The organism is Bacillus proteolyticus, assembly GCF_001884065.1.
Lineage (GTDB): Bacteria > Bacillota > Bacilli > Bacillales > Bacillaceae_G > Bacillus_A > Bacillus_A proteolyticus.
Genome location: NZ_MACH01000092.1, coordinates 1 through 23,315, shown reverse-complemented (window position 1 = coordinate 23,315; position 23,315 = coordinate 1). Strand labels below are relative to the sequence as shown.

20 protein-coding genes and 2 pseudogenes are annotated in these 23,315 nt (G+C 33.2%); 7 read left to right on the top strand and 15 right to left on the bottom strand.

Going from position 1 to position 23,315, the window contains the following annotated elements; genetic code table 11:
* Positions 1 to 2: 2 nt before the first annotated feature.
* Complete coding sequence (locus BAQ49_RS14620) at positions 3 to 308, bottom strand: PTS sugar transporter subunit IIB (RefSeq protein ID WP_071745914.1); 306 nt, start codon at positions 306 to 308, stop codon at positions 3 to 5.
* 226 nt (positions 309 to 534) lie between these two features.
* On the opposite strand from BAQ49_RS14620, the gene BAQ49_RS14615 reads away from it, so the two are divergent.
* The gene (locus tag BAQ49_RS14615; RefSeq protein ID WP_071745913.1) at positions 535 to 2,094 is read left to right on the top strand and encodes a glycoside hydrolase family 10-like protein; all 1,560 of its coding nucleotides are present in this window, start codon (positions 535 to 537) and stop codon (positions 2,092 to 2,094) included.
* Positions 2,095 to 2,149: 55 nt separating this feature from the next.
* Here BAQ49_RS14615 and BAQ49_RS14610 read toward each other — a convergent pair whose 3' ends face one another.
* The 3 genes from BAQ49_RS14610 to BAQ49_RS14600 form a co-directional block, all read right to left on the bottom strand.
* Positions 2,150 to 2,983 carry a DUF3974 domain-containing protein gene (locus tag BAQ49_RS14610; protein WP_071745912.1) on the bottom strand — a complete coding sequence of 278 codons (834 nt, stop codon included), beginning with the start codon at positions 2,981 to 2,983 and terminating at the stop codon, positions 2,150 to 2,152.
* A 24-nt stretch (positions 2,984 to 3,007) separates the two neighbouring features.
* Positions 3,008 to 4,120: a toxic anion resistance protein gene (locus BAQ49_RS14605; RefSeq protein ID WP_071745911.1), complete on the bottom strand. Its 1,113-nt coding sequence runs from the start codon at positions 4,118 to 4,120 to the stop codon at positions 3,008 to 3,010.
* Positions 4,121 to 4,467: 347 nt separating this feature from the next.
* Positions 4,468 to 5,061, bottom strand: coding sequence for an O-methyltransferase (locus BAQ49_RS14600; RefSeq protein ID WP_071745910.1), 594 nt, complete (start codon positions 5,059 to 5,061; stop codon positions 4,468 to 4,470).
* Between the two features lie 304 nt (positions 5,062 to 5,365).
* Between BAQ49_RS14600 and BAQ49_RS32950 the strand changes: the two genes are divergently transcribed.
* Positions 5,366 to 5,524, top strand: a complete 159-nt coding sequence (locus BAQ49_RS32950) for a hypothetical protein (protein WP_001100983.1) — start codon at positions 5,366 to 5,368, stop codon at positions 5,522 to 5,524.
* Between the two features lie 34 nt (positions 5,525 to 5,558).
* Here BAQ49_RS32950 and BAQ49_RS14590 read toward each other — a convergent pair whose 3' ends face one another.
* The 3 genes from BAQ49_RS14590 to BAQ49_RS14580 form a co-directional block, all read right to left on the bottom strand.
* Complete coding sequence (locus BAQ49_RS14590; protein WP_071745909.1) at positions 5,559 to 6,428, bottom strand: sigma-70 family RNA polymerase sigma factor; 870 nt, start codon at positions 6,426 to 6,428, stop codon at positions 5,559 to 5,561.
* On the bottom strand, positions 6,406 to 7,716 hold the full coding sequence (locus BAQ49_RS14585) for a phytoene desaturase family protein (protein ID WP_071745908.1): 1,311 nt from the start codon (positions 7,714 to 7,716) through the stop codon (positions 6,406 to 6,408). Before BAQ49_RS14585 ends, BAQ49_RS14590 begins: the two co-directional genes overlap by 23 nt.
* Before the next feature lie 72 nt (positions 7,717 to 7,788).
* Positions 7,789 to 8,112 carry a luciferase domain-containing protein gene (locus tag BAQ49_RS14580; RefSeq protein WP_071745907.1) on the bottom strand — a complete coding sequence of 108 codons (324 nt, stop codon included), beginning with the start codon at positions 8,110 to 8,112 and terminating at the stop codon, positions 7,789 to 7,791.
* A gap of 212 nt (positions 8,113 to 8,324) precedes the next feature.
* Here BAQ49_RS14580 and BAQ49_RS14575 point away from each other — a divergent pair, with 212 nt between their 5' ends.
* Positions 8,325 to 9,713 (top strand): HD domain-containing protein, encoded by a 1,389-nt coding sequence (locus tag BAQ49_RS14575; RefSeq protein ID WP_071745906.1) that lies wholly within the window; start codon positions 8,325 to 8,327, stop codon positions 9,711 to 9,713.
* A gap of 293 nt (positions 9,714 to 10,006) precedes the next feature.
* A pseudogene (locus BAQ49_RS14570) lies at positions 10,007 to 10,638 on the top strand (cupin domain-containing protein).
* A 738-nt stretch (positions 10,639 to 11,376) separates the two neighbouring features.
* On the opposite strand, the gene BAQ49_RS14565 reads toward BAQ49_RS14570, so the two are convergent.
* Positions 11,377 to 12,477 carry an exosporium glycoprotein BclB-related protein gene (locus BAQ49_RS14565; protein WP_071745904.1) on the bottom strand — a complete coding sequence of 367 codons (1,101 nt, stop codon included), beginning with the start codon at positions 12,475 to 12,477 and terminating at the stop codon, positions 11,377 to 11,379.
* A gap of 490 nt (positions 12,478 to 12,967) precedes the next feature.
* On the opposite strand from BAQ49_RS14565, the gene BAQ49_RS14560 reads away from it, so the two are divergent.
* The gene (locus tag BAQ49_RS14560) at positions 12,968 to 13,231 is read left to right on the top strand and encodes a DUF4183 domain-containing protein (RefSeq protein ID WP_071745903.1); all 264 of its coding nucleotides are present in this window, start codon (positions 12,968 to 12,970) and stop codon (positions 13,229 to 13,231) included.
* Positions 13,232 to 13,295: 64 nt separating this feature from the next.
* On the opposite strand, the pseudogene BAQ49_RS34290 reads toward BAQ49_RS14560, so the two are convergent.
* The 3 genes and pseudogenes from BAQ49_RS34290 to BAQ49_RS14550 form a co-directional block, all read right to left on the bottom strand.
* Positions 13,296 to 13,537, bottom strand: a pseudogene (locus BAQ49_RS34290) (DUF4183 domain-containing protein); the annotation flags it as partial.
* Positions 13,538 to 13,687: 150 nt separating this feature from the next.
* Positions 13,688 to 13,819 (bottom strand): exosporium leader peptide-containing protein, encoded by a 132-nt coding sequence (locus BAQ49_RS34285; RefSeq protein WP_279626809.1) that lies wholly within the window; start codon positions 13,817 to 13,819, stop codon positions 13,688 to 13,690.
* 486 nt (positions 13,820 to 14,305) lie between these two features.
* On the bottom strand, positions 14,306 to 14,863 hold the full coding sequence (locus BAQ49_RS14550; protein WP_071745902.1) for a helix-turn-helix domain-containing protein: 558 nt from the start codon (positions 14,861 to 14,863) through the stop codon (positions 14,306 to 14,308).
* A 117-nt stretch (positions 14,864 to 14,980) separates the two neighbouring features.
* Between BAQ49_RS14550 and BAQ49_RS14545 the strand changes: the two genes are divergently transcribed.
* Positions 14,981 to 15,565, top strand: a complete 585-nt coding sequence (locus BAQ49_RS14545) for a LysE family translocator (protein ID WP_071745901.1) — start codon at positions 14,981 to 14,983, stop codon at positions 15,563 to 15,565.
* 547 nt (positions 15,566 to 16,112) lie between these two features.
* On the opposite strand, the gene BAQ49_RS14540 is transcribed toward BAQ49_RS14545, so the two are convergent.
* The 4 genes from BAQ49_RS14540 to BAQ49_RS14525 all read right to left on the bottom strand — a co-directional run bounded on the left by BAQ49_RS14540 (position 16,113) and on the right by BAQ49_RS14525 (position 21,834).
* Entirely contained in the window at positions 16,113 to 17,909 is a 1,797-nt protein-coding gene (locus tag BAQ49_RS14540) for an ABC transporter ATP-binding protein (protein WP_071745900.1), read from the bottom strand.
* Positions 17,902 to 19,656, bottom strand: coding sequence for an ABC transporter ATP-binding protein (locus BAQ49_RS14535; protein ID WP_071745899.1), 1,755 nt, complete (start codon positions 19,654 to 19,656; stop codon positions 17,902 to 17,904). The genes BAQ49_RS14540 and BAQ49_RS14535 overlap by 8 nt, the downstream gene beginning before the upstream one ends.
* 344 nt (positions 19,657 to 20,000) lie before the next feature.
* Positions 20,001 to 20,885, bottom strand: a complete 885-nt coding sequence (locus tag BAQ49_RS14530; protein ID WP_071745898.1) for a GNAT family N-acetyltransferase — start codon at positions 20,883 to 20,885, stop codon at positions 20,001 to 20,003.
* Positions 20,886 to 21,144: 259 nt separating this feature from the next.
* Positions 21,145 to 21,834, bottom strand: coding sequence for an MOSC domain-containing protein (locus BAQ49_RS14525; protein WP_071745897.1), 690 nt, complete (start codon positions 21,832 to 21,834; stop codon positions 21,145 to 21,147).
* Positions 21,835 to 22,093: 259 nt separating this feature from the next.
* Between BAQ49_RS14525 and BAQ49_RS14520 the strand changes: the two genes are divergently transcribed.
* Positions 22,094 to 23,044, top strand: a complete 951-nt coding sequence (locus BAQ49_RS14520) for a LysR family transcriptional regulator (RefSeq protein WP_084667467.1) — start codon at positions 22,094 to 22,096, stop codon at positions 23,042 to 23,044.
* Positions 23,045 to 23,315 lie beyond the last annotated feature (271 nt).

Sequence of the window (23,315 nt, the reverse complement as noted above, 5' to 3'; positions counted from 1 at the left end):
CCCTAACTAATTAATTCATTTACAGTTTTCAATAATGTTGGTCCACCAAGCGGTGTGTATGCTTTCGGCGGAATGATACCGCAAGGAACAGATTCCTCTTCTGCAAGTTTTTTTACTGAATCAAATCGATGTCTAATTTGAGGTGCAACCATTACAACATCCCAACCATTCTTTACTTCTTTCTCCACCTCACTTGTTCCAATTGCATGTACTTCCATGTTCATACCATTTTTCTCCGCTTCTTTTTTTAAAGCGTTTACAACAATTGCGCTGGACATTCCTCCAGAACAAACAAATAAAACCTTCATTTATTAATCCTCCTATACTTATGAATTATCCCCTTCGAATGAAAGGAAGTTTCACTTTACTAACAAGCATATGAAGTAGTGAAAGAATTTAGTTGTGATGAAAGTAAATTTCACTAAAAATATTTTTCCTATTAAATTAATGTTTCAATATTCATTTTTCTCAATTGTAAGAACAACCTCACCTCAGATATTATTTTAGTTAACCATATAATAAGGAGGCGTATAAATGATCTTGAAACGTTTATTAATGATATGTTGTATCGTCATCTTTTTTATTCCTTTCTCTTTCATTCCCCCTCACTCTACTTATGCTGAAGTTAATACTACGTACAAAAAACATGAATTACGTGCAGTATGGATTGCATCAGTTCTTAATATTGATTGGCCCTCAAAAACTGGCTTACCTATTGAAAAGCAGAAACAAGAATTTATAAGATTGCTAGACGATGTAAAAAGCACTGGCATGAATGCAGTAGTTGTACAAATTAAACCCACTGCTGATGCTTTTTATCCTTCCAAATACGGTCCTTGGTCTGAATACATTACGGGCACACAAGGAAAAGACCCTGGATACGATCCACTCGCATTTATGGTTGAAGAAGCACATAAAAGAAATATAGAATTTCACGCATGGATTAACCCATACCGAATAACGATGAATCACACTGATATAAATCGATTATCAAATAATCACCCTGCAAGACAACATCCCGATTGGGTTGTACCTTACGGCGGGAAATTATATTACAATCCCGGTATTCCAGAAGTAAAAAAATTCATAACAGAAGGCGCTTTAGAAATCGTGCAAAATTATGACATTGATGCCCTTCATATGGATGATTATTTTTATCCATATAAAGTAGTTGGTGAAGAATTCCCTGATCAAAAAACGTACGAAACGTATAATAACGGTAGATTTACAAATATAGAGGATTGGCGACGTGACAATGTAAATAAACTTGTCAAAGGTTTAAATGCTGCTATTAAACAAGAAAAGTCATATGTGAAATTTGGCATTAGTCCATTCGGCGTGTGGCGAAATATAGCCGACGATCCTACTGGCTCTAACACAACCGCCGGACAAAGAAACTATGATGATCTTTATGCTGACACACGTGAGTGGATACAAAAAGGTTATATTGACTACATTACACCGCAAATATATTGGAATATTGGTTTCACACCCGCAGCATATGACATATTAGTAGACTGGTGGGTAAAAGAAACAAATAATAAACCGATTCACCTATACATCGGTCAGGCTGCCTATAAAATTAATAATAACTCTGCCCCCGCTTGGTCTGATCCTGAAGAATACCCAAGACAAATTGTATTAAACCGGCTATATCCTCAAATAAAAGGTAGTATGCATTTTAGCTTAAAAGATATTAATAATAATCCACTTGGAGTGAAAGATAGACTCTCAAAAGACATATATAAACACCCTGCATTAATCCCGCCTATGCCTTGGATTGATCATGATCCACCAAAACAACCGACTTTAAAAGGTGCTATTCCAAGAGAGGAAGGTATTGCTGTAGGTATCATTGGTGATAGAGAGAATGATTCTGCTTATTACGCCATTTACCGTGTAAATGGAAAAAATGAAGTAGATATACAAAACCCAAAAAATTTACTTACTACTGTAAGAAAAACAAAACTTGGAGAAATTTATGTAGATAAAACAGCTATTTCTGGAGAAACGTATACGTATGTAGTAACTGCAGTTGATCGATTGCATAATGAAAGTATTGCTTCTAGTCATACTACCGTTAAAGCAAAATAACAGCTAATAAAAAAGCGCCTTAAAAGCTAAAAACTATAGCTTTAAGGCGCTTTTATTATTTATTCTTAAACTTCTCAGTCGCTGCTCTCATCTTCACATTTAAATCGTGATCAATCGAGTCGCGGATATCTCGCTCTACTACTTCCATTTCTTTTTGGAAATTTTGCAAGTAGATTTTCAGTTCTTCTTCCTTCTCTGGTCTTTGTGAAGGTGGTAATTGTACTACCAACGATAGCATCGCTGTTAAATCTTTCATTAAGAACGTTTCAAGTTTATGTTGTTGTTCAAACATACGTTGTTCTTGATAATATGGAAGTGCATTTAATACTGAAATTGTAATCTCATCAACCGTTCTTTGTAGTGAAGGATTAATCGAGCGTTTATATGCTTGAATTGTATTTAATGCATCTGGATATCGATCATAGAAATACAATTTATAAAACGATAAGTCTGTCGGTTTTACAGTTTGTTGTGATTCTTGTCTCAAGAAATCTTTCACTTTCATTGTTGCGGTATCAATATCTTCATTCGTAAGCTTTTTCGTTGTTTTTGCCATCACATGCACTTTTTTCTGCTTTTCTTTCGGTAACATTGAGAAAACTTGCTCTCTCGTACGTTGGCCTGAAGTACAGAAAAGAGTGTTTAAAGTATTTTGTTCTTTTTTCCCTTCTGTACGAACCCAGCGATAAAAGAGTGGATGCTGCGTAAATTCTTGTAAAAACGGTGTTGATTTGTTTGATAATTTCTCAATGGAATCTTGTGCTCTCTTATATGGTTTCGTCCATGAAAAATAAAGTTTACGTCCGAAGTATACAACTAGAACAACGACAGTAAATGCGATTAAAAGTAATGATCCTAATAGTAATAATACTCCTTGAATGAAACTCATTTTTTCACCTCCTCTAAAAGTCTGTTATTTCCTTGGACGCTGAATGAGTTTCTGCTTCATCTCATCATTAAATGTATCTAGTTCAATTACAAATTTCTTACTAGACTCAATAATACGTTCTGACGATTTCTCAGATGCTTCAATAGCGGCAAATACATTTTGGAATGATTCACGTAATTTATCCATACTAATTGCAGGATTTTCAAGAAGTTTTGTTGTTTCTTCTGTATTTTGTTTTAATGCTTGTGAGTTACTTAATACCATTGATTCAATTGCTTCATTTGTCGCATTTACGGCATCAATTGTTTTACGTTGATTCGTTAACGCTAGCTGGATAGCAGCTGAAACTGTTACAACGTTTTGCGTCATCGTAATTGCATTACGAATTGCCTCTGATAGCTTTTCATTATTTTTCTTAATGATGTCTACAGATGCGATAGATTGTAATAATACACTTTTTGCTTGCTGCATATTACGTGTACGTACAAGTATTTTTTCTAATGCATCATTTATTAACGGGATATCCCTTTGACGTTCTGGGTTTTGTTTCTCGGCTTCAAGCATGCCTGCAAGTTTTCTTCCTAAGTATACTTGTTTATCAAGAGCGTGAATTTTATCGTGCGATTGTTCTTTAAGCATTTCAAGACCAACTGTATCTTCTTGTAAGTTGTCACGACCAATGAGAAGGGATCTTATAATCTCCTCAATTTGCTTATCTATAGATTGATATTTATGCACGTATGTTTCAAGTGGATTTTTCTTGAATACTTTAAACATAATTTTCTTCATACCACTTGCTTTTAATGAATTCGGATCAAGCTCTGATACCACTTTGCGTAATTCTAACAATGTATTTGGAATTTCTTCATTCTTTCCATTCATCATCGCTGTCACAGGACGTTTTAAAGCTGATAGCGTTTGTCCTGCCGCTTGTTGCTCTTTATCTCCTAAGTCTCCAAGCTGCGACAATACTTTTGATAAATCTGTATTTTGCTCGCTATTTAACTTTTGTACATACAGATCAGCTTCTTTATTTAATTCTTCAAGTTCTGCATCTTTTATTACTGTATCCACTACTACTTCTACATTATTATCTTTCACAATCGATACAGGTTCTTTTTTCTCGAGTTCAGTCAACAAAATCGCTCCTTTATTTATATGTGCGAATTTATATGCACTATATTTCATCTAACATATCGTATTTCATACACATTTTGCTTGCTTGAAATCGATTTTTCAAGAAATACCTGCTTATGCAGTCATTCCCTGTTTCATAGTATAAGTATACCTGTTCTCTTCATTATTTTCCTCAGACTTAAGACCTAGAGAGGAACATGCTGAAGGCGGATTCTTTACGAATCCCATTATTTATTACCTCTCCATTCTAATTTGAAATTCAATTGGTCAATCTCCTTCAAATCATACAGCACTTAATCTTTTGACATTTGTTATCTTTCAATGTGATAATTATGTCATGCTCACTTCTACTTATTTTTTCGAGCAACGAATGCTCCCTTTTGAAAAGCTAATAACGCCGTTTCATACGTATCATCTTCTTCAATCATCTTGATAAACTCCGCTAATTCTTCTGTATGTGAAGTTGCATTATCAATAACAAGCAAACCTTTTGGCTCTAAAATACGTTTTATATGTTCCCACCACCACATGTATTGTGTACGTTCTGAATCTAGGAAAATAAAATCAAATGAATGATTTAATTGCGAATCTAAAAACGCCCCTGCTTCTTGATTATGGACATCAATTCTTTGTACAAGGTTCGCCTTTTCAAAGTTTACAATTGCCTCTCCAACCCGTTCTGAAGAAAGCTCTACAGTTGTTACATTTCCATTTGTTTCTTCTACCGCATTAGCTAACCACAATGTAGAATAACCATTAGAAGTTCCAATTTCTAAAATGTTTTTTGCATTACACCCTTTTACTAAAATTGATAAAAATTGCCCCATCTCACGAGAAATATTCCGTAACTTCTCTTCCCGCGTTTTTTTATTTCGATCATGCTCTTCTCCATATTGTTCAAGTTGAGATAATAATGAATCTACAGTATCCATCCTTTTCATCGCCTTTCAAAAAGCAATATGATGAAAAATCTCTTGTTGCCCGTCTACTTTCATTATATGCGAAACGAAAACCTTTTTCTCGTTATATGACAAAGTTTTAAATTTTTTTATAGCATATTGTTTCGTTTTTTGGTAAAGTTAATTTCTACGTGCAATTATTCCATTCATACTATTTTTAATTAAATTGCAGTTATTAAATAATATAAACCCCATTTAAATGAATCGGTATTTCAAATTCAATTAAGCGCCCTTTCCGGACGCATTTTCTTTTGTTTATATATTTCTAGAAGAAAGGATGCTTACAATGAACGTGATTAGCTTAGATGCCGCTAGAAAGCGAAAACAGCATAAAAAATTAATGATTACTATACCGATTATTTCACGTATTTATGAAGAAGACGGGGAAATTAAATTTGAGGTAGCCGGCGAAAAAGATGTACCTCTTGAAATGTTAGAAAAATAAAAAAAAGACGCACTTCTAAAGAAATGCGTCTTTTTTATACTATTACATTTAAATGCGTAAGTTTTTCAGGGTTAACCATCATATAAATGTTTGAAATTTTCTCATCCTCAAATGCGAATGAAATTACATACGTCACTTTATTATTTATTGTAACTATAACGCCTGGTGCACCATTTACTATTTTGAAATCAACACTATACTTTTCTGGCAATCGTTTTGCAATTCCAAAGAACAAACGTATAATTTTATCCGCAGAATAAATCGGATTAATAGCAGTTGTAACTTTACCACCACCATCTGCTTTAAATATCGCATCTGTTTTTAATACTTCTAACATGCCTTGCGCATCCCCACACTGTAATGATGATACAAACTTTTCCACATAGGTAGCCATTTTCTTCGTACTTAGTGTTGATTGCTTCGGCTTATCTAAAATACTTTTTCGTGCGCGTTGAAAGATCTTCCGGCAATTCACACTACTCTTATCAACAATTGAAGCTATTTCCTCGTAGTCATAACTGAAAACCTCTCTTAATATGAAAACAACCCTTTCTACCTCAGACAGTTGTTGTAAAAGTAATAAATATGCCGTAGAAATGGATTCTTTCATTACAAACGACTCTGCTGGCTCATCAGACTCTTCCACAAATGGCTCTGGTAACCACATTCCTACATATACATTACGTTTATGCGCTGCCGAACGTAATTTATCAATTGAACGATTTGTCGCCATTTTACACAAATATGCTTTCATATTTTCTATAGATTGAACATCCTCTATATTATTTAGCGCGATAAATACGTCATGAACGATATCTTCAGCGTCCATAACACTCCCAAGGATTCTATATGCTAATGAAAATAATAATGGTTGGTACGCTTCATATAATTGCTCCGTTTCCATGATGAACTGCCTCGCTTTCTAATTGCTTTAAAATGTGTAACGCTACACGTTTCCCGCTTGCTACCGCAGCATCAGCTAATATTTCATCATGCCCAGCCCAATCTCCTGCAACGTAAACACCTGGCATTTCAGGTATATTAGGGCCCGGTTTTTCAACACGGTCAATATGATGAAAATCATGTACTACCGTTATTTTCGGTAAATATTGCTTTGCAACAACTTCTCTTTTCCAATTAGGATGTAGCAACTCCATCGTACTTTCCAACTGTTCTTTATCTTCATGAAAATGATTTATCTCTAGCATAGGATTATGGTACTTAATTAAACTCACTACAATTGCTCCATCTTCACTTAATTTGGCTGCTCTTGATTGATTCGTGAAAAATACAGGTTGATCTAATCCCAATGCGAAATGATGTATAGGATTGGTTAAACGTCTCAAACCAATATCTAATGCAGCAACGGTAACCGGTACCGATTGTTCACTCCATCTATACAGACGTGTCCCTTCTGCACCTTTTATTATTTTACAAGCTTCTTTAGGTGGAGTAGTCACGACAACTGCATCAACTTCAAATACTTCATCATCCGAACAACGAATTTTTTGTATACCTTCACAATGTTCTACTTCCAAAACATGCTTACTAGCTAGAAATTGCACACCAACATCATTCGCTAAATCCCTTAATTTTGTTATTATCGTCTCCCAACCACCATCTACGTAAAATACTCCTTCTTTCATAGAAAGCTGTATTTGCTTTAGTACAGATGATGCTAATTGTATTGTAGGAGCATACGTGTATGTTGTTGTTCGGCATAGTGCATAAAATATATTTCGCACCATTGGATCTTTTATTTCATTTTCTGCCCATGTAGTTAGACTCATTTTGGGGACTTCTCCTACATCTACATTCCTTAAATGAATCATAAGACGTGAGAATTGTACTTTTGCAGACCAAGAAAGTAGTGGTGTTGATAAAATTGAGCGAAAATCTGTTGGGATGGTGAATATATCCCCTTTCCATATTCCATGCGCTTTTGTAGATGGCATTCCACCTGGAAGATTCAAACCAAGCTCATTAAAAGTTATAAACGCTGCCCCACCTCTATATAAAGCATGTGCACCAAGATTCAAACAAATGCCATTTTTATTTATAGTCATCCCTCGACCACCGAAGCGACTGGATTTTTCCAATACAATAACTTTCCTTCCAGCTTTCGCTAAATATATAGATGCTGTTAACCCCGCAAGCCCACCGCCAACAATTGCTACGTCAAATGTATTCATATTAAAATCCCTCCTTATCGTTCTACATACAAGACGAACGATTTAGGAGGGATGTGACATAAAAATAAATTTTTATTTATCTACTTTATTTCTTTTTTGTATTCGGTCATATTGCATACGAAATAACTCAATTGCGAATGCAATATCCTCTTCACTCTTTATATAATAACTTATCCATCCTGATTCAGGTAATACGTGATGTGGTTTCACTAACCCTTCGTTCACTAATTCATCTCGCTTTACCTTCGGAAATGGTAAATCAACTAACTTTTCAACATGAAGATGACCAAGTTCTTTCTTACCATAATTTATTTCAATACCACCAAATCGATGCGGTTTTTCAGAAACACCCGCCCAGCTGAGCACTTCATTTCTAATCATTTCACTAAATGACATGAACATTCACTCCTTATTATTGATTGATGTAATTTTAAATTAACACGTTCATTACTTTTTTCCATCAATCCAAAGTATGAATGCGAATGCGAATACGAATATAGTTTAATCTCAATATACTTTATTTTTTTAAACAATAATTACAATTTCAAAAGGTCTTTATCATATTATATAGAATTATTATTAAAAATAATTTTAAAGGATGGATATATATGTTCAAGGTATTATTACGAAAGGCGAATTATCTTCAATCTGAGGAATTAACACTATTTAAAAAAGCTATAAAGTTTGCAGAGCAAGCACACGATGGACAATACCGTCAAACTGGAGAACCATACATCATGCATCCTTTCGCGGTTACAGAAATATTACTAAATTATAAAGCTGACGTCACAACATTAGTTGCTGCGTTATTACACGATGTTGTAGAAGATACAGAGCATTCTCTAGAAGAAGTTAAGTTATATTTTGGTGCGACCGTTCAATATATTGTAGATGGGCTAACAAAAGTTAAAAAACAATGTGGTCAAAAGAAAGCATTATACGAAGCAATTAATTTTAAAAAGTTATTACTAGCCTCTCAAACAGATATACGTGTTGGCATTATAAAAGTTATAGACCGCCTTCATAACATTAAAACATTGAGTGTTAAAAAGCCTGCAAAACAAGTAGCTTATGCAAATGAAACACTAACACTCTTTGCACCACTTGCAGAGCGATTCGGTTTATATTCAATCCAGAATGAATTAGAAAACCTTTCTTTTCAATATCTACATAAGGAAAGATATAATAAAATACATAATCTTCTAACGGAATATGTACCACGCATTCAAAACAATATAACGAATTTAAGAAAAGGCATACTTTCTTTTTATGATACTACCCTTTCATTTGAAATAAGTTATGAACTCAGCCCCATTTACTCTGCTTACTCACAACTACAAGAATCTCAAAACGTATCAAGTGTTTCACGAATATGTATCACCACTACAAGTGTGCTAGATTGCTATAAAATTCTTGGAATGATTCATCAATTATACAAACCAACTATAAACTCTTTCGAAGATAATATCGCTCTTGAAAATAGCCATTTTAATAACAATTTAAAAACTAAAATAAATATGAATGATACTGAACAAACAATTATCATTCAAACACAATCAGCAAAAATATTAAAAGATAATGGTATTTTTTATTTATTGAATAGTAGAACTGTAGATGTTCAAGTAATATCTTATAAAATAATGAATGATACCATTGTGAATAACAATTTATTAACTACAGATCCAGTCGTCTTCCACAATTTAGTATCGTATGAACTATTCGAAAATACCATTACGGCTTATACTACAGATTTACAACCTATTTATTTACCAGATGGTGCTACAATTATTGATTTTTCTTTCTCTGCATTTCCAAAAATTGCACATAACATGAAAAAAGCAAAAGTAAATGGGATGCCTGTTCCACTTAAAACAAAGGTATCTCATTTTGACATCATCGAAATCAATTTCGATTTAAAACAAAACTTGGAATTAGAGTGGCTAAATTACGCCAATACTGCTAAAGCACAATTAATGATTCATCAAAAACTCTCTTAAATAAAAGGCCAATTCCTTTCTATAAGGCATTGGTCTTTTCATATAACGTAACCATTAAAATCTACGAAATAAATTTTAATATTTTTACTCCTAACCTAACATCAATAATTCCGACTTTCATTAGTTCGCTCTAATTTTTATCCGTATTAACATTATGAGAAATAAGAAGCACAACCTATATTCTTTATAAAACAAGTGAATTTATTATGATACAGACAAATGCACATAACTAACACTAGGCACATATCCTAAAGTTGTATCCATACTTACCTATAGAAAGGCAGGTAATACGATTGACTTCTACTATTGACTACACCTCTCCTTCAACCAACTTTACTCATGATTTAAGTAAAAGTAATTTTTTAAGAAAGATGCCCAAAATTATATAAATGTACTTGGCATGAAACAATTAAACACTTTAGAAAGCACTTCTTTATTAGATATTTATTTAAGTACAGGGAACGTTGTAGAACCACATATTCATCAAAATGCAGCTGAACTCGTTTACTGTATTTCAGGATCTGCTGTTGTTTCTTTACTTAATCCATTTACGAATCAAATATTAAACTTACCAATAAAACCAGGCCAAGTTGCCAATATTCCACAAGCGTGGTGGCATTATGAAATTGCTTCAGCAGATCATACTCATTTATTAGCTATTTTCGATGCCCCTACCCCAGAAGTTATTTTCGGCTCTGATATTTTAAGATTAACTCCGGCTAATATGATGGCTCATACTTATTGTCTCAATGAACAACAATGGAAACAAGCAGTATCCCCAATTCAATCCACTACTGTAATTAGTCCTCCCGCAAACTGTAATCAAAACCGCGACATGATAAATCAGTCAACTCAGCCCCCTACTCAACAACAAAATCTATATTACCAAGATTCTTATTACTTCCCTCTTTACTGGGGGTATTAATTAGTATCATTTTAATAGAACCATCATTTATCTCCTTGGAAAATACCAAGGAGATTTTTTATCGTAACAATTAATAGAGTTCATACATATAATATTTATATAATTAATTGGAGGTGATAGTACTATGAGTAATTATAACTATCGAAAAAACTACTCTAATAATAAAAATAGTAGCTCGTCAGCATCCTCTCAGTCTTCGAATTCTCAATCTTCCGATTCCCAATCACAAAGAGATTTAGCCGAGCAAGGCTATGTAAAGAAAAAAGGATGTAACTGTAATAAAAATAAATAGTTTATTACTAATTTGAGCAATGACATTTCACCACTCATGATTAACAATTTAACCCACTAGTATATAGTTTATTTAATGGATGAATTCTGTTTTAAATGGAATTCATCTTCTTTGTTTATGGGGAATTTTTCAAACAATATAACTTATTCCATGAACTATAAAGTGTAAAACATAAATTTTTCTTTTATACCAACTTAACAAAGAGTAAATTTTCAATTGGTTTATTACTTATTTTCCATAAAATGAAACTTTAATCAGTGGGGGTTTTGTTCATCCCCCACTGATTATCAGCCCGACTCCCACTTAACTTCTTTGTTCCACCTGAATTTTGAGGTAGAAGTTTTACTGCCCGTTAATGCGGGATAAAAAATATAACCCTCCCTAATATTATTAGGAAGGGTTATATACAAATACCAGTTTAATTTCCCACTAAACATTGTAACGAATTAAACGATATTAAGACCTGCACTTACAAATCCTTCAAGTGTAGCTATTGGACTAGCTCCTGTTAATGAAACATATACTAGTATTTTATTCCCAGCGGCTACTGGAATATTAAGAGGTTCGATTCCTGATGCTGTAGCACCAACCACTATTCCGGCAAATGTTGGTAATAATACAAGAGGTGCTCCCACTGGTGAAAACGTATTACTTGCTGCAGATGCAATTAATATTTGCATTTGAACTTGAGTAGGTCCAAATAATGAAACTCCCGCTGTTACACTAAAGAAACCTGCTAATGACGTAATAGTCCCTGCGCGTGGTGCTACAAATGCATAATCACCTATACCTAGTGCTAATGTGATATCGCCTCCACCCAATAAAGATACGCCAGGCTGACTAAAACCAAATCCAAGGAGAGTTCCTGTACCAATAGTTCCTGCTAACACGTTAACTAACACAGCTGGTGTTGTACCTGAAGCATATGGAATAATAGCTCCGCCACCTGTTGCTCCTGTTTCTCCTGTTGCTCCTGTCGCTCCTGTTGCCCCTGTTGCTCCTGTCGCTCCTGTTTCTCCTGTTTCTCCTGTTTCTCCTGTTGCTCCTGTCGCTCCTGCTCCTGTTGCTCCTGTTGGACCCGTTGGACCTGTTGCTCCGCCTCCTGGAGTAGCACCAATTAGTTGTGTTAATAAGTTTAATAGAAGTTGTAAACTCGCAGGATCAATAATTAAAGAGAAGAAGAATGGTGCAAGAGCACTGTAGAATTGTTGTAATAGGGAAAGTAATTTACTTAAGTCTGGATTAGGTGATTGTAGTACATTGATAATACTTTGAATTAATTGTTTTAAATAATTACCTTCTGGAGAAGGTGGTAATTCATTTAGCAAATTCAATAGTTGAGTAAACAAATTGAGTAAAGCCAATCTGTTTGCATCACTTGGATTTGCAAAAAACGCTGCAATAGCCGAAATTAAAGAATTTAGTAAAGTGATTAATCGTCCTAATTGCTCGCTATTAATTGGGACTGTTTGTGGATTATTACAACAATCTGGTGTAAAAACTATCGGATTGCAGTTATTATGACCAAAACAATTATTATGTGTCATTTATTTCCTCCTTACTTTTCTTATATTTGAGTATTTTCCTATTATAAGAAACATAAAATTGTAAAAAGAGTTGTGTTATATATTCACTTAATATAGGAAACATGAATTATAATTAAACTTTAAAATGTTATTTAATTATGTTCATGACTCACATATTAATTATATGTTTTTAATAATTAACTGCTTAGATTAAACACCTAAACTTAAGAGTTTATTTTATTTTTCCACGTTTATCTATTAGGTCCAAAAGAACATTTTCATTTAAAAATTAAAACACAAATAAATCATTAGCATATATTCCGCAAGTAACAACATCTTTTTTTCAGATAATTAACAATGATATCTTTACTAATCTTGTGTTCCCTCTATAATCATGAAACCGTTTCTATTATAAAAAGCTTTCATACAATATAGTGGACAAGTTATTCTATACTTCGTTAAAAAAAATAATTAAAGGAGTGAAAATTAATCGCCAATCATTCAACCATTCATGGCTTCTAGGAGATTTACATCTACACTAGGAGCTGGAACAGGTGTAGCTTTTGCGATTGCTGCAACAGCTTGCTTAAATGATGCCGGCACTACTGCAACTGCCTTTCAGACTTTTACGTATTACAATCTCTATATAAACGGCATAATTCAACCTAGCGTGAACTCCAGTATCACCACAGATCCTACTGGTGCTATTACAATTCCTGGCGGAGATGCATTAGACGATGGAATCCCAATAACAATTGAATTTATCGTCACTTAATTTTAACTAATGTAATTTAGAACAAAAAAAGACAGATTCCTTTTTCCATTAAGAATCTGTCTTTTTAATTAATAATAATAAATTGTAATATTATTGATGACCTTGCGATGGTGGTTGATTATCCAATATAGTAAGTTGACCAGTACTAACTTGATATAATGGTTGCGGTTGAAGTATTCCATTAATCAACAAATTAATATATGAAACCTCACTAGGAGATAATATGTTAGTTGTACCATATTGAGCTATCCCATCTGTATCTGTAAATATAAGTTTCTCTCCATCTGCAAAAGTATAATATAATAAAGTGAAACTTTAATCAGTGGGGGTTTTGTTCATCCCCCACTGATTATTAGCCCGCACCAATCGGGCTTTTACGGGCAGCCCGCCCCCCACCTAACTTCTTTGCTTTCGCTGAATTTTGAGGTGGGGGTCTTACTGCCCGATAATGCGGGATTAATTGGTTGTTGTTATGGGGCCAATAACCTCAAATTCTCCGGTCGATCCTGTTAGACCTGTTGGTCCCGTTGGAATATAAATTGGGGGAAGAAATGGAAATGTAGGTCCAATATTTCCAGGTTCTATCATAGCTTCATTTATTGATAATTTATCATCACGCTTCAATTATTCGGCATATTATCCATCGTTAATTTAGTTGAAGGTGGTTCAACAGGTACCTCTCTAACAAGTATACGAATCGATTAAAAAATGATTCATTCTTTTTTAATAAACATTTTTAGATACTAAACTAGTAACTTTCACGACAGTGATTAAGAAACAAAATCACATCGCACTATATTCATAGTAGTAACTATCTTTACTAAATTTTCCGTATATATATTATCAATTTACACTGCACCCATGCTGATGTTACATTAAATAAGAAGACAATTTCTCCTTTACGAACCATCTCAATACGTATTTGAGAAATATTCTCCAATCCTATACGCGAGGGCAATACTGTGTTGACACTCAAATGAGTGTCTTTTTTTGTAAATTGTAAAAAGTAAAACCATCACTTTTAGACGGTTTTATCAAAACATATCTCTTTATATTCTAAATAAAATAGCAAGTTTATGAAGCTGGATAATAAATGGTCATACTTAACCGAGTTACTATTCTTCCTGAATTTTTATAAGTGTGAGGTCTATCCGCCTTAAAGCGAATTGAATCTCCGCTATTTAATTTGTATTGACAATCATTTATTTCAATTGTCAATTCTCCTTCAAACACCGTTATAAATTCTTCCGCTCCTTCTTTATGCGCTTCCGAACTTAATTTCCCTTCTGTTTCAATTTCAACCGTATAGATTTCAAAGTTTCTTTCATCTTGAAAAGGAAAAGAAGGATACACTTTATATCTCCCATTGTCTTCAGACAATACTTGCACATCATTTCGTAAAACTACTTTCGTATCAGCCTGTGGATTATTGATTAAAGAGGTAAAAGACACTTTTAAACCATTCGCAATCTTCCATATTGTTGTTAGTGTCGGGCTTGAATCTCCTCTTTCAATTTGTCCAATCATGGTTTTACTCACACCTGTTAATTGGGAAACCTTTTCTAAACTTAATTTTTCTTTCTCACGTATTGCTTTTATATTTTTCGCCAAAATAAGTTGAATTTCTTCCATAAAAAAACACTCCTACACTATATACAATATAACGACCGTTATGTATAATAAAAAGCACACGTTATATTGTTCTTTTTGGTCATTATAACACACGAAAAATACTTAGGGGGTTTTGAAATGCCTATATTTTCTTTTTTAATATTTGTTTTTATAAGTAGCTTCACACCCGGCCCTAACAATTTTTTAGCTATGACATACGCAAATCAACTTGGTTTGAAAAGGAGCATGCAATTTTGCTTTGGAGTAGCTTTCGGTTTTTTCCTCCTCACTTCTTTATGTAGTTTCTTTAATATCGTACTAATTAATATTTTGCCCAAAATCGAATTACCTTTAAAAATTTTAGGAGTAGCATACATGCTATATTTAGCTTTTAAAATACTCACTAGTAAAGGTAGTACAGATCCCGATGAAAAAGATAATAAAAACTTATTTACAGTGGGGATTTTTCTTCAGTTTGTTAACCCGAAAGGGATATTATTCGGACTGACTGTAGTTTCTACTTTTATTCTCCCTTACTACAATTCATATTCCAGTTTTCTACTTTTTTCATTATTTCTAGGTGTAGTCGGTTTAATGAGTACATGTAGTTGGAGCCTGTTTGGTTCAATGTTCCAAAAACTATTATTAAAACATACTCAATTATTTAACATCATTATGGCTGTTTTATTGGTTTTCAGTGCTATATCAATCGTTATAAACTAGCTCTATACTCCTTCTGGTTACTTATAAACTATCTTTCTATATATTATTAAAACTTAGATTGTTTTTAATAGTAATATTTCATAGTTCTAATTCATTCATGGGATGGGGTGATACTCTATATACCATTTATGACATATCGAAACGCACCAATTCTGATATGTCATAAATGCTTAAAGTTTTTACCTAGTCAGCTCAAATCTCCCACCTATTTATTGAACTCTGTTCTATTCACTCCTTAAGGGGGGAGTTTTCTGCAAAAAAAATAATAACGTATAGCTTTAATCAAAGCGGATTTTTGTTCATTTCCCACTAAATATAAGCTGAAACCAAACTGATTTTCCCCAAAAATAACAAAGCAACAAACACCGAACCAATCTTGCTTCAAATTTACACAACTTCATAACACCAGCCTTTATAATCAGGCCAAACTCTTTTCACCTAGTCTGCAAAAGGACGCTGTTAAAACATTTAGTGAAAGACTTTTCGGGTGGCAATGTTTGCAAATATAAAAAAATGAGGTTTCTCTTTTCTAGAGAAACCTCATTTATTATATTTTAAACTGACTCGTATACAGCTCAAAGTAAAATCCTTTATCTTCCATGAGAGTTTCATGATTTCCACTCTCTAAAATACTTCCATCTTTTACTACAAGTATTTGATCTGCTTTTTCAATCGTTTTCAGTCGATGAGCGATTACAAAGCTCGTTCGCCCTCTCATTAAATTATTTAATCCTGCTTGAATTTGTAATTCTGTTCTCGTATCAATATTAGATGTCGCTTCATCGAGAATTAATATATCTGCATCTGCTAAAATTGCTCGTGCAATCGCAAGAAGTTGTTTTTGCCCTTGACTTAAATTTGAACCTTCTGAAACAATTTCTGTTTCATATTGATCCGGTAAATGTTTAATAAAAGAATGCGCCGATGCTGCCTTAGCTGCATTAATTACTTCTTCATCACTTGCATCTAATCGTCCATAACGGATATTATCCATAATCGTCCCAGCAAATAAATACGTATCCTGTAAAACAACCCCTATTTTACTCCGTAAAGAATTAATATCATAATCCTTTATATCTTTTTCATCAATACTAATTTGTCCTTTTGAAATATCATAAAAGCGAGTTAGCAAATTTATAATTGTTGTTTTTCCTGATCCAGTTGGACCGACTAAAGCGATTGTTTCCCCCGGATTCGCATCAAGACTCACATCTTTTAAAATCATGTTGTCCTGTTCGTATCCAAATGAAACGTTCTCAAGCGTAACGCGCCCTTGTAAATTTTGTACAAGTACTGCGTCTTTTTTATTTTGAATCTCTGGTACTTCATCCATAATTTCGAAGACACGTTCTCCGCCAGCAACTGCCGCTTGAATCGTATTCATTAACGTTGCAAATTGACTAAGCGGTCTTGCGAACTGACGAGAATAGTTAATAAAAGCAGCAATGACACCTACTGTTGTCATTCCGTTTAATACCATAACTGATCCAGCTCCAATTACAAGCCCCATTCCTAAGTTATTAATAAAGTTCATACTCGGAAAAATAAATGCTGAAAAGGTTTCAGCCTTCGTTGCTGAAATTCTTAGCTGTTCGTTAATTTCATTGAAGTTATGTACGGTTTCTTTTTCTTTTCCATATAACGTAGTTACGTCTGCACCTGTAATAGCTTCCTCAATAAATCCATTTAATTCTCCTAAATCCCTTTGACGCTTCGCAAAGTTTTTCCCACTATAAGCAACAAGTTTTTTTGTAACGAAAAACATAATAGGTACCGTAATTAAAGTGACAATTGCTAAAATCCAATCTAATGAAAACATCGCAATTGTTACACCTATAAACGTAAACGCTGATGAAATGATTTGCACAACACTTTGTGTCAAAGCTTGATTTAAGTTATCAATATCATTTGTCACACGGCTCATTAAATCACCTTGAGAACGTACATCAAAGAATCGTAGAGAAAGTGTTTGGATTTTCTCAAAAATATCTTGTCGTATTTTTTGTATTGTTTTTAATGCAACATTAATCATGACAAATGTTTGTAACCATGTTAACAATACGGTTATCCCATATATTGCAATGAGTAGCATGCACATTCTCGCTGTCCCGCTTAAATCCTTCGGTACAATATATTCATCAATGATGACCCCCATATAATATGGCCCAAGTAAACCGAGTAATGTCGTGATGAATACAAGAATAATAACGAACATAAGTGATGCTTTTTGATACCCCATATAGTTCCATACTCGCATTATAGTTCCTTTAGTATTCTTTGCTTTTCCCTTTTTCGGATTATTACGTCCACCTTTATTTCCAAATTGTCCTTGAAAATTACGCACGCTCTTCCCCTCCTTCTTGCTGCAGGTTACCACCTTGGGAAAGATAAATTTCCTGATACACTTCACAAGTTGCCAATAAAGCCTCATGCGTACCACTTCCAACTAATTCACCGTTATCCAGAACGAGAATTTTATCAGCATCTATAATAGAGGATATTTTTGATGCGATTAAAAATGTCGTTGTGCCACTATATCTCGACCTTAATGCTTCTTGTATTACAGATTCTGACTTCGCATCAACTGCCGATGTAGAATCGTCTAATACAAGAATAGATGGTTTTCTCACTAAGGCTCTTGCAATAGATATACGTTGTTTTTGACCGCCAGATAGATTGGTTGCACCTTGTGTTAAGTTATATTGATAAGAGTCTTCCAGCTTATTGATAAACTCAGTCGCACAAGCAGATGAAGACGCTAATTCCAATTCATCATAAGTGGCATCTTCTTTTCCATAACGTAAATTCTCTTCTATACTGCCTGAAAAGAGAAGTGCCTTTTGTGGAACGAAGCCAATTGAAGCACGAAGTTTTTGCAAATCGTACGCTTTCACATTGACATCATCTATACATATTTCACCTTGATCAACATCGTAAAGTCGCGGCAATAGTTTCGCCAATGTAGATTTACCACTTCCAGTAGATCCAATAATCCCTATTTTTTCACCTTTACGTACAGTAAATGAAATATCTTTTAAAACATATTCATTATTTTTCGTATAACTATAACTAACATTTTTAAACTCTACATTACCATCCACTTGCTTTGGTTCATATACGTCGCCTTCAGTTGTAATGTCAACTTCAGTATGTAAAACTTGTTGTACACGATCCGCTGATGGAAAAGCACGGGCAATTTGAATAAATACCATACTAATAGACATAAGTGACATTAAAATGATATTTAAATAATTAATGAAAGCTAAAATGGCCCCTACTTGGAGTGTACCATTAAAAACTTTCTCGCCACCAATCCATAAAGTTGCTACAATCCCGCCATTTACAACTAGCATAATAATTGGCATCATCAATGAAATAATTTGTATAGCACGAATATTTATTCCAGTTAAATTTTTATTTACTTTCTCAAACTGTGAGATTTCATATTTTTGTCTTACATATGCTTTTATAACACGTACACCGGATAAATTTTCTTGTAGCTTTGTGTTTACTTTATCTAATGCTTCTTGTACTCGTCTAAATGAACCGCTCGCTTGACTTGCAATCAATACAATTGCAACTAATAAAACGGGTACGACAACAAGTAAAATAGGAAATAGGTCTCTCGCTGTTACGAAGACTATAATGATACTTCCAATAAATAATAACGGTCCACGGACAAGCACACGTAACGTCATCGTCATCGCCGATTGAATGGATGTAATATCATTTGTAACAATCGTTAATAATTTTCCTGTTCCAAATGAATCACGATTTTTGCTAGAAAATGTTTCTATTTTCGCAAACACATCTTTTCGTATGTCTGTAGCGAAATTAACAGCAGCTTTTGTAGAATACATCATACAACCAAGTCCTCCAACTAAACCGATCGCTGCTGCTCCTATCATAAGAAGCCCCATTTTTATTACATAATTCAAATCCCGATTTGCAATTCCAACATCAATAATATGTTGCATAATTGTCGGTTGAATTAAGTCCATCGCAACCTCAAGTACCATAAATAGCGGTCCAATAATAGCGAAGAACATGTATGGTTTTAAATACTGTAACAACTTGCGAAATGATTTCATACATAATCTCCTTTTTTATGAAATTACCATTGAATAATTCATATTCCTCCTTATCTAAACGATATAGTCTAGAATTTCTTCATTACTTCTATTATATTATGCAAATTAATATTTAACATTATTAAATGATAAGCACTAAAGACTTTCCGGTCAATAAATGTGCTTTATCTTACGTAAATACAAAAACCGCATTCTAAAGAAAAAGAATGCGGTTCTTTATTTATATTTGTTTAATTGTAAAACTCAATCTTAAACCTATTATTTTCAGATGGATTCCACATGTAAAATCTTATTTTAATACGATTATTACCTTTATCCTTCATCAAAATCATCTAAATGAACATTTAAAAATCCGTTAAAACTGGGAATCTATACCCTTTTAAATCTAATTCTTTATTACTCCGAACCATTAAATACTTACTAGACTGTAATTCTGTATATTGTACCTCATCAATCCCTAATTGATCTGGGCAAAAGTAAAATTCAACCTCTGTAAATGATTCAGAGATTTCCTCACATAATTCATCTAAAATCGGAAGTACTGGAGCAAATACTCCATATAACTTTAGCTTTTCATTTTCTACTTCATAAACGATCATCGCATCTAGTTTCTTAGAATAATACAATTTCTCATTCCACTTTAAGTCATACATTTTCAAATAAAACGAAGATCGATAATTTATTGTCGAAAACATATTAGAAAGCCTTTGACCATTTTCAATTATTTCATTTATTAAATTTCTATCCTCTTCATTATAAAAATCTAACTTTCTAAGTATAGAATCTTTATTATTCTTTTTATCATGTGGTATAGTCATCAGATATTCCTGCACAATTTGAAATCCAAATGGTTTATATAGTTCAGGGGTTTCTGTAAACAAGAAAGCACATTCACATTGCTTATCAATTTCTTCTATCATCTTATTAAGCAATTGTGTCATTAGTCCTTGTCTACGAAAATCCGGATGTGTCATTACTGATTGAATACCCGCTGCATTTATTTTTTCACCATTAATTAGTAACGGAAGTGAAAACGCCGCAACATTTGCAATCACTTTATCATCTTGTATAAATGATAAAGCTTTATATGTATAATCCCAATATCCTTTCTTTGAAAAATCATGTAATGTTTGACTTGTAATCCCAAACACTTCTTCAAATAAAGGAAATAACTGCTCTCTTTTCGGTTCTTCTAATAGAAGATTTGCAATTTTTTCAATACTCCCCATGTTGTACCTCCATATGTCGATTCCATTAAATTAGATAAACTTATAAGACCTACCCATAAAATAATAGGCCTTACAAATCAATATAGTATCATAAAACATAAAAAAAGAATCTAATTAATTTTATGTTTTGACTCTTTAAAAATAAGTCGAATAAACCAATATTAAGTTTTTTTGAATATTAATAAGTTTATTATATAAAAATAGCGCTTTCTAATGAGTTTTTACTAATAGAAATGCACCATTTATAAAAAATATTTATTTAATCTTTAGTTCCTTCAATCCTCTCCTTCGTATTAATTTCTTCTCCCCTTATTCGTTTTTCAAATGTCTTTCTCCAACTAGTAGAAAGCGCATGTACTTCTAAAATTCTTTTTAGTCCTTCCATATTTTGTTTTTCTTTATGCATGATACAATTAGCAAACGCTACTGTAATACCTTTCGAATCAGACTTCAGCAATTTTAACGTATCGACTGGTGATACCCATCCTTCTTTTAATACGCGAAAATAAAACCCTGTATATCCTGTTTCTTGAAAATACAATGGTAACTTTGGAACATTGTATTTCTTAGCTAGTTTAAAACAAGGCTGTCTTGGCTGCGTCACTTGTACTATCGCTTCTCCAAGTTGAAACGTATCACCAATACAAACATCCTCTTCGCGAATACCGCTAACTGTTATATTTTCTCCGAAGGCTCCATATACAAGGTCTTGACTCAATTCTTTCTCCCAATATCCATAATGTTTTCCCGAATACACACAAACTGCTTTATCCACTCCACCATGATGAAGTAAATCCGCTTGGCCATCACCTTTAAATTTTACAAACGATAAATATATAGGCTCCTTTGTTTCAACTTTATTTATGCCTGTTTGAATTAGCTTCCCTCCATATATAACCTCTTTTGGCAATCCTATGTTTAGAGATAGTATTTCATATTCTTTATTCATCCTTATCGCTCCTCTTGCTTATTTTACATATAAAGACGTTAAATGCTATATTCCTGTCGGTAAACCGCCTCATACCTTTTTTTGAAGTACTTGTGAATAATTCCCTGTTAATACGTTCGATTTCAACAATTCTGCTTCACCTCATCTAATTTTTATAATCAATCCATTTCTGATAAAGTGATTATAAATCTCATAAAACTATTGTTCAATTCAATTATTTATATAATAATGATAGGTATATCCTATGATTAAATTTGAGGTGATTCCAATCGAATTACGACAACTAGAATATTTTTTAGCTGTTTCGAAAGAGTTACATTTTACAAAAGCGGCTGAGAAATTAAACATTTCACAACCTTCACTAAGTCAACAAATACGTGCATTAGAACATGAAGTGGGAATGCCGCTTTTTGATCGAATTGGTAAAAAAATATCTTTAACTACGGCAGGAAGAATTTTATTATCACACGGTAAAACAATTTTTCATGAAGTCGAACAAGCTCGTTCTGCCATTCAAGATTTAAATGGATTACAGCACGGCTCCTTAACGATAGGATCTTTGTTAACCGTAGTAAATTATTTACTACCACCAACTATATTAGGTTTCAATAAGCAATATCCAAATATCGAACTTTCTGTGTTGGGACTTCGTACAGGTGAGATTCGTGAAAAATTATTACAAAACGAACTAGATATTGGCATTACTTTTCTCCCGGCGCAAGATAAAGAGATTATTTCTATCCCTCTATATAAAAGTGAACTTACATTAGTCGTGCCAACCGGCCATCGATTAACTGAACGTGATCATGTATCTATTGCTGAATTACAGAACTACCCTTTAATTCTTTTACCTAAAAATTTCTTTTTAACCGAACTAATTACATCTCATTGTCAAAAATTCAACTTTACACCAAAACCAATTTTAGAAATTAGTACGATGGAATCTTTAATTCAAATGGTCTCAAAAGATATGGGAATTACAGTATTACCAAAACCTTATATTGATTTTTTGCAAAGCGAGCACATTCAATCTATTAAAATTGAAAACCCCACTCCAACAATAGATATAGGACTTATTTATAGAAAAGATAAATACATGTGTGCTGCTACCCGAGAATTTATTGAACAACTAAAGTTAACAGTACATTCTCTACAAAACATAAAAAGAGATTATCCTATGCAGCCGTTACACAACGACCTATTAGAATAATCTCTTTTTATAATGATATAAAACATTACATTTTGTGGTTTCTTTTCTAATAACCTATTATTCATTATAAGTGCTTAATTATTATCGTTTTATTAAGCTACACATCAGCGATGTTTTATGTCTATTTCGTATAGATGTTAGCACATTTTTTAAAAATTATATAATGCTTTACAAAGTAGGAATCCGTTTCTATCAATCTTGAACAGCTCCCTGTCAAGTAGACAGTGGAAATAATAAAAATACTTTAAGCGGCTTGAACCCTGTATTCCAA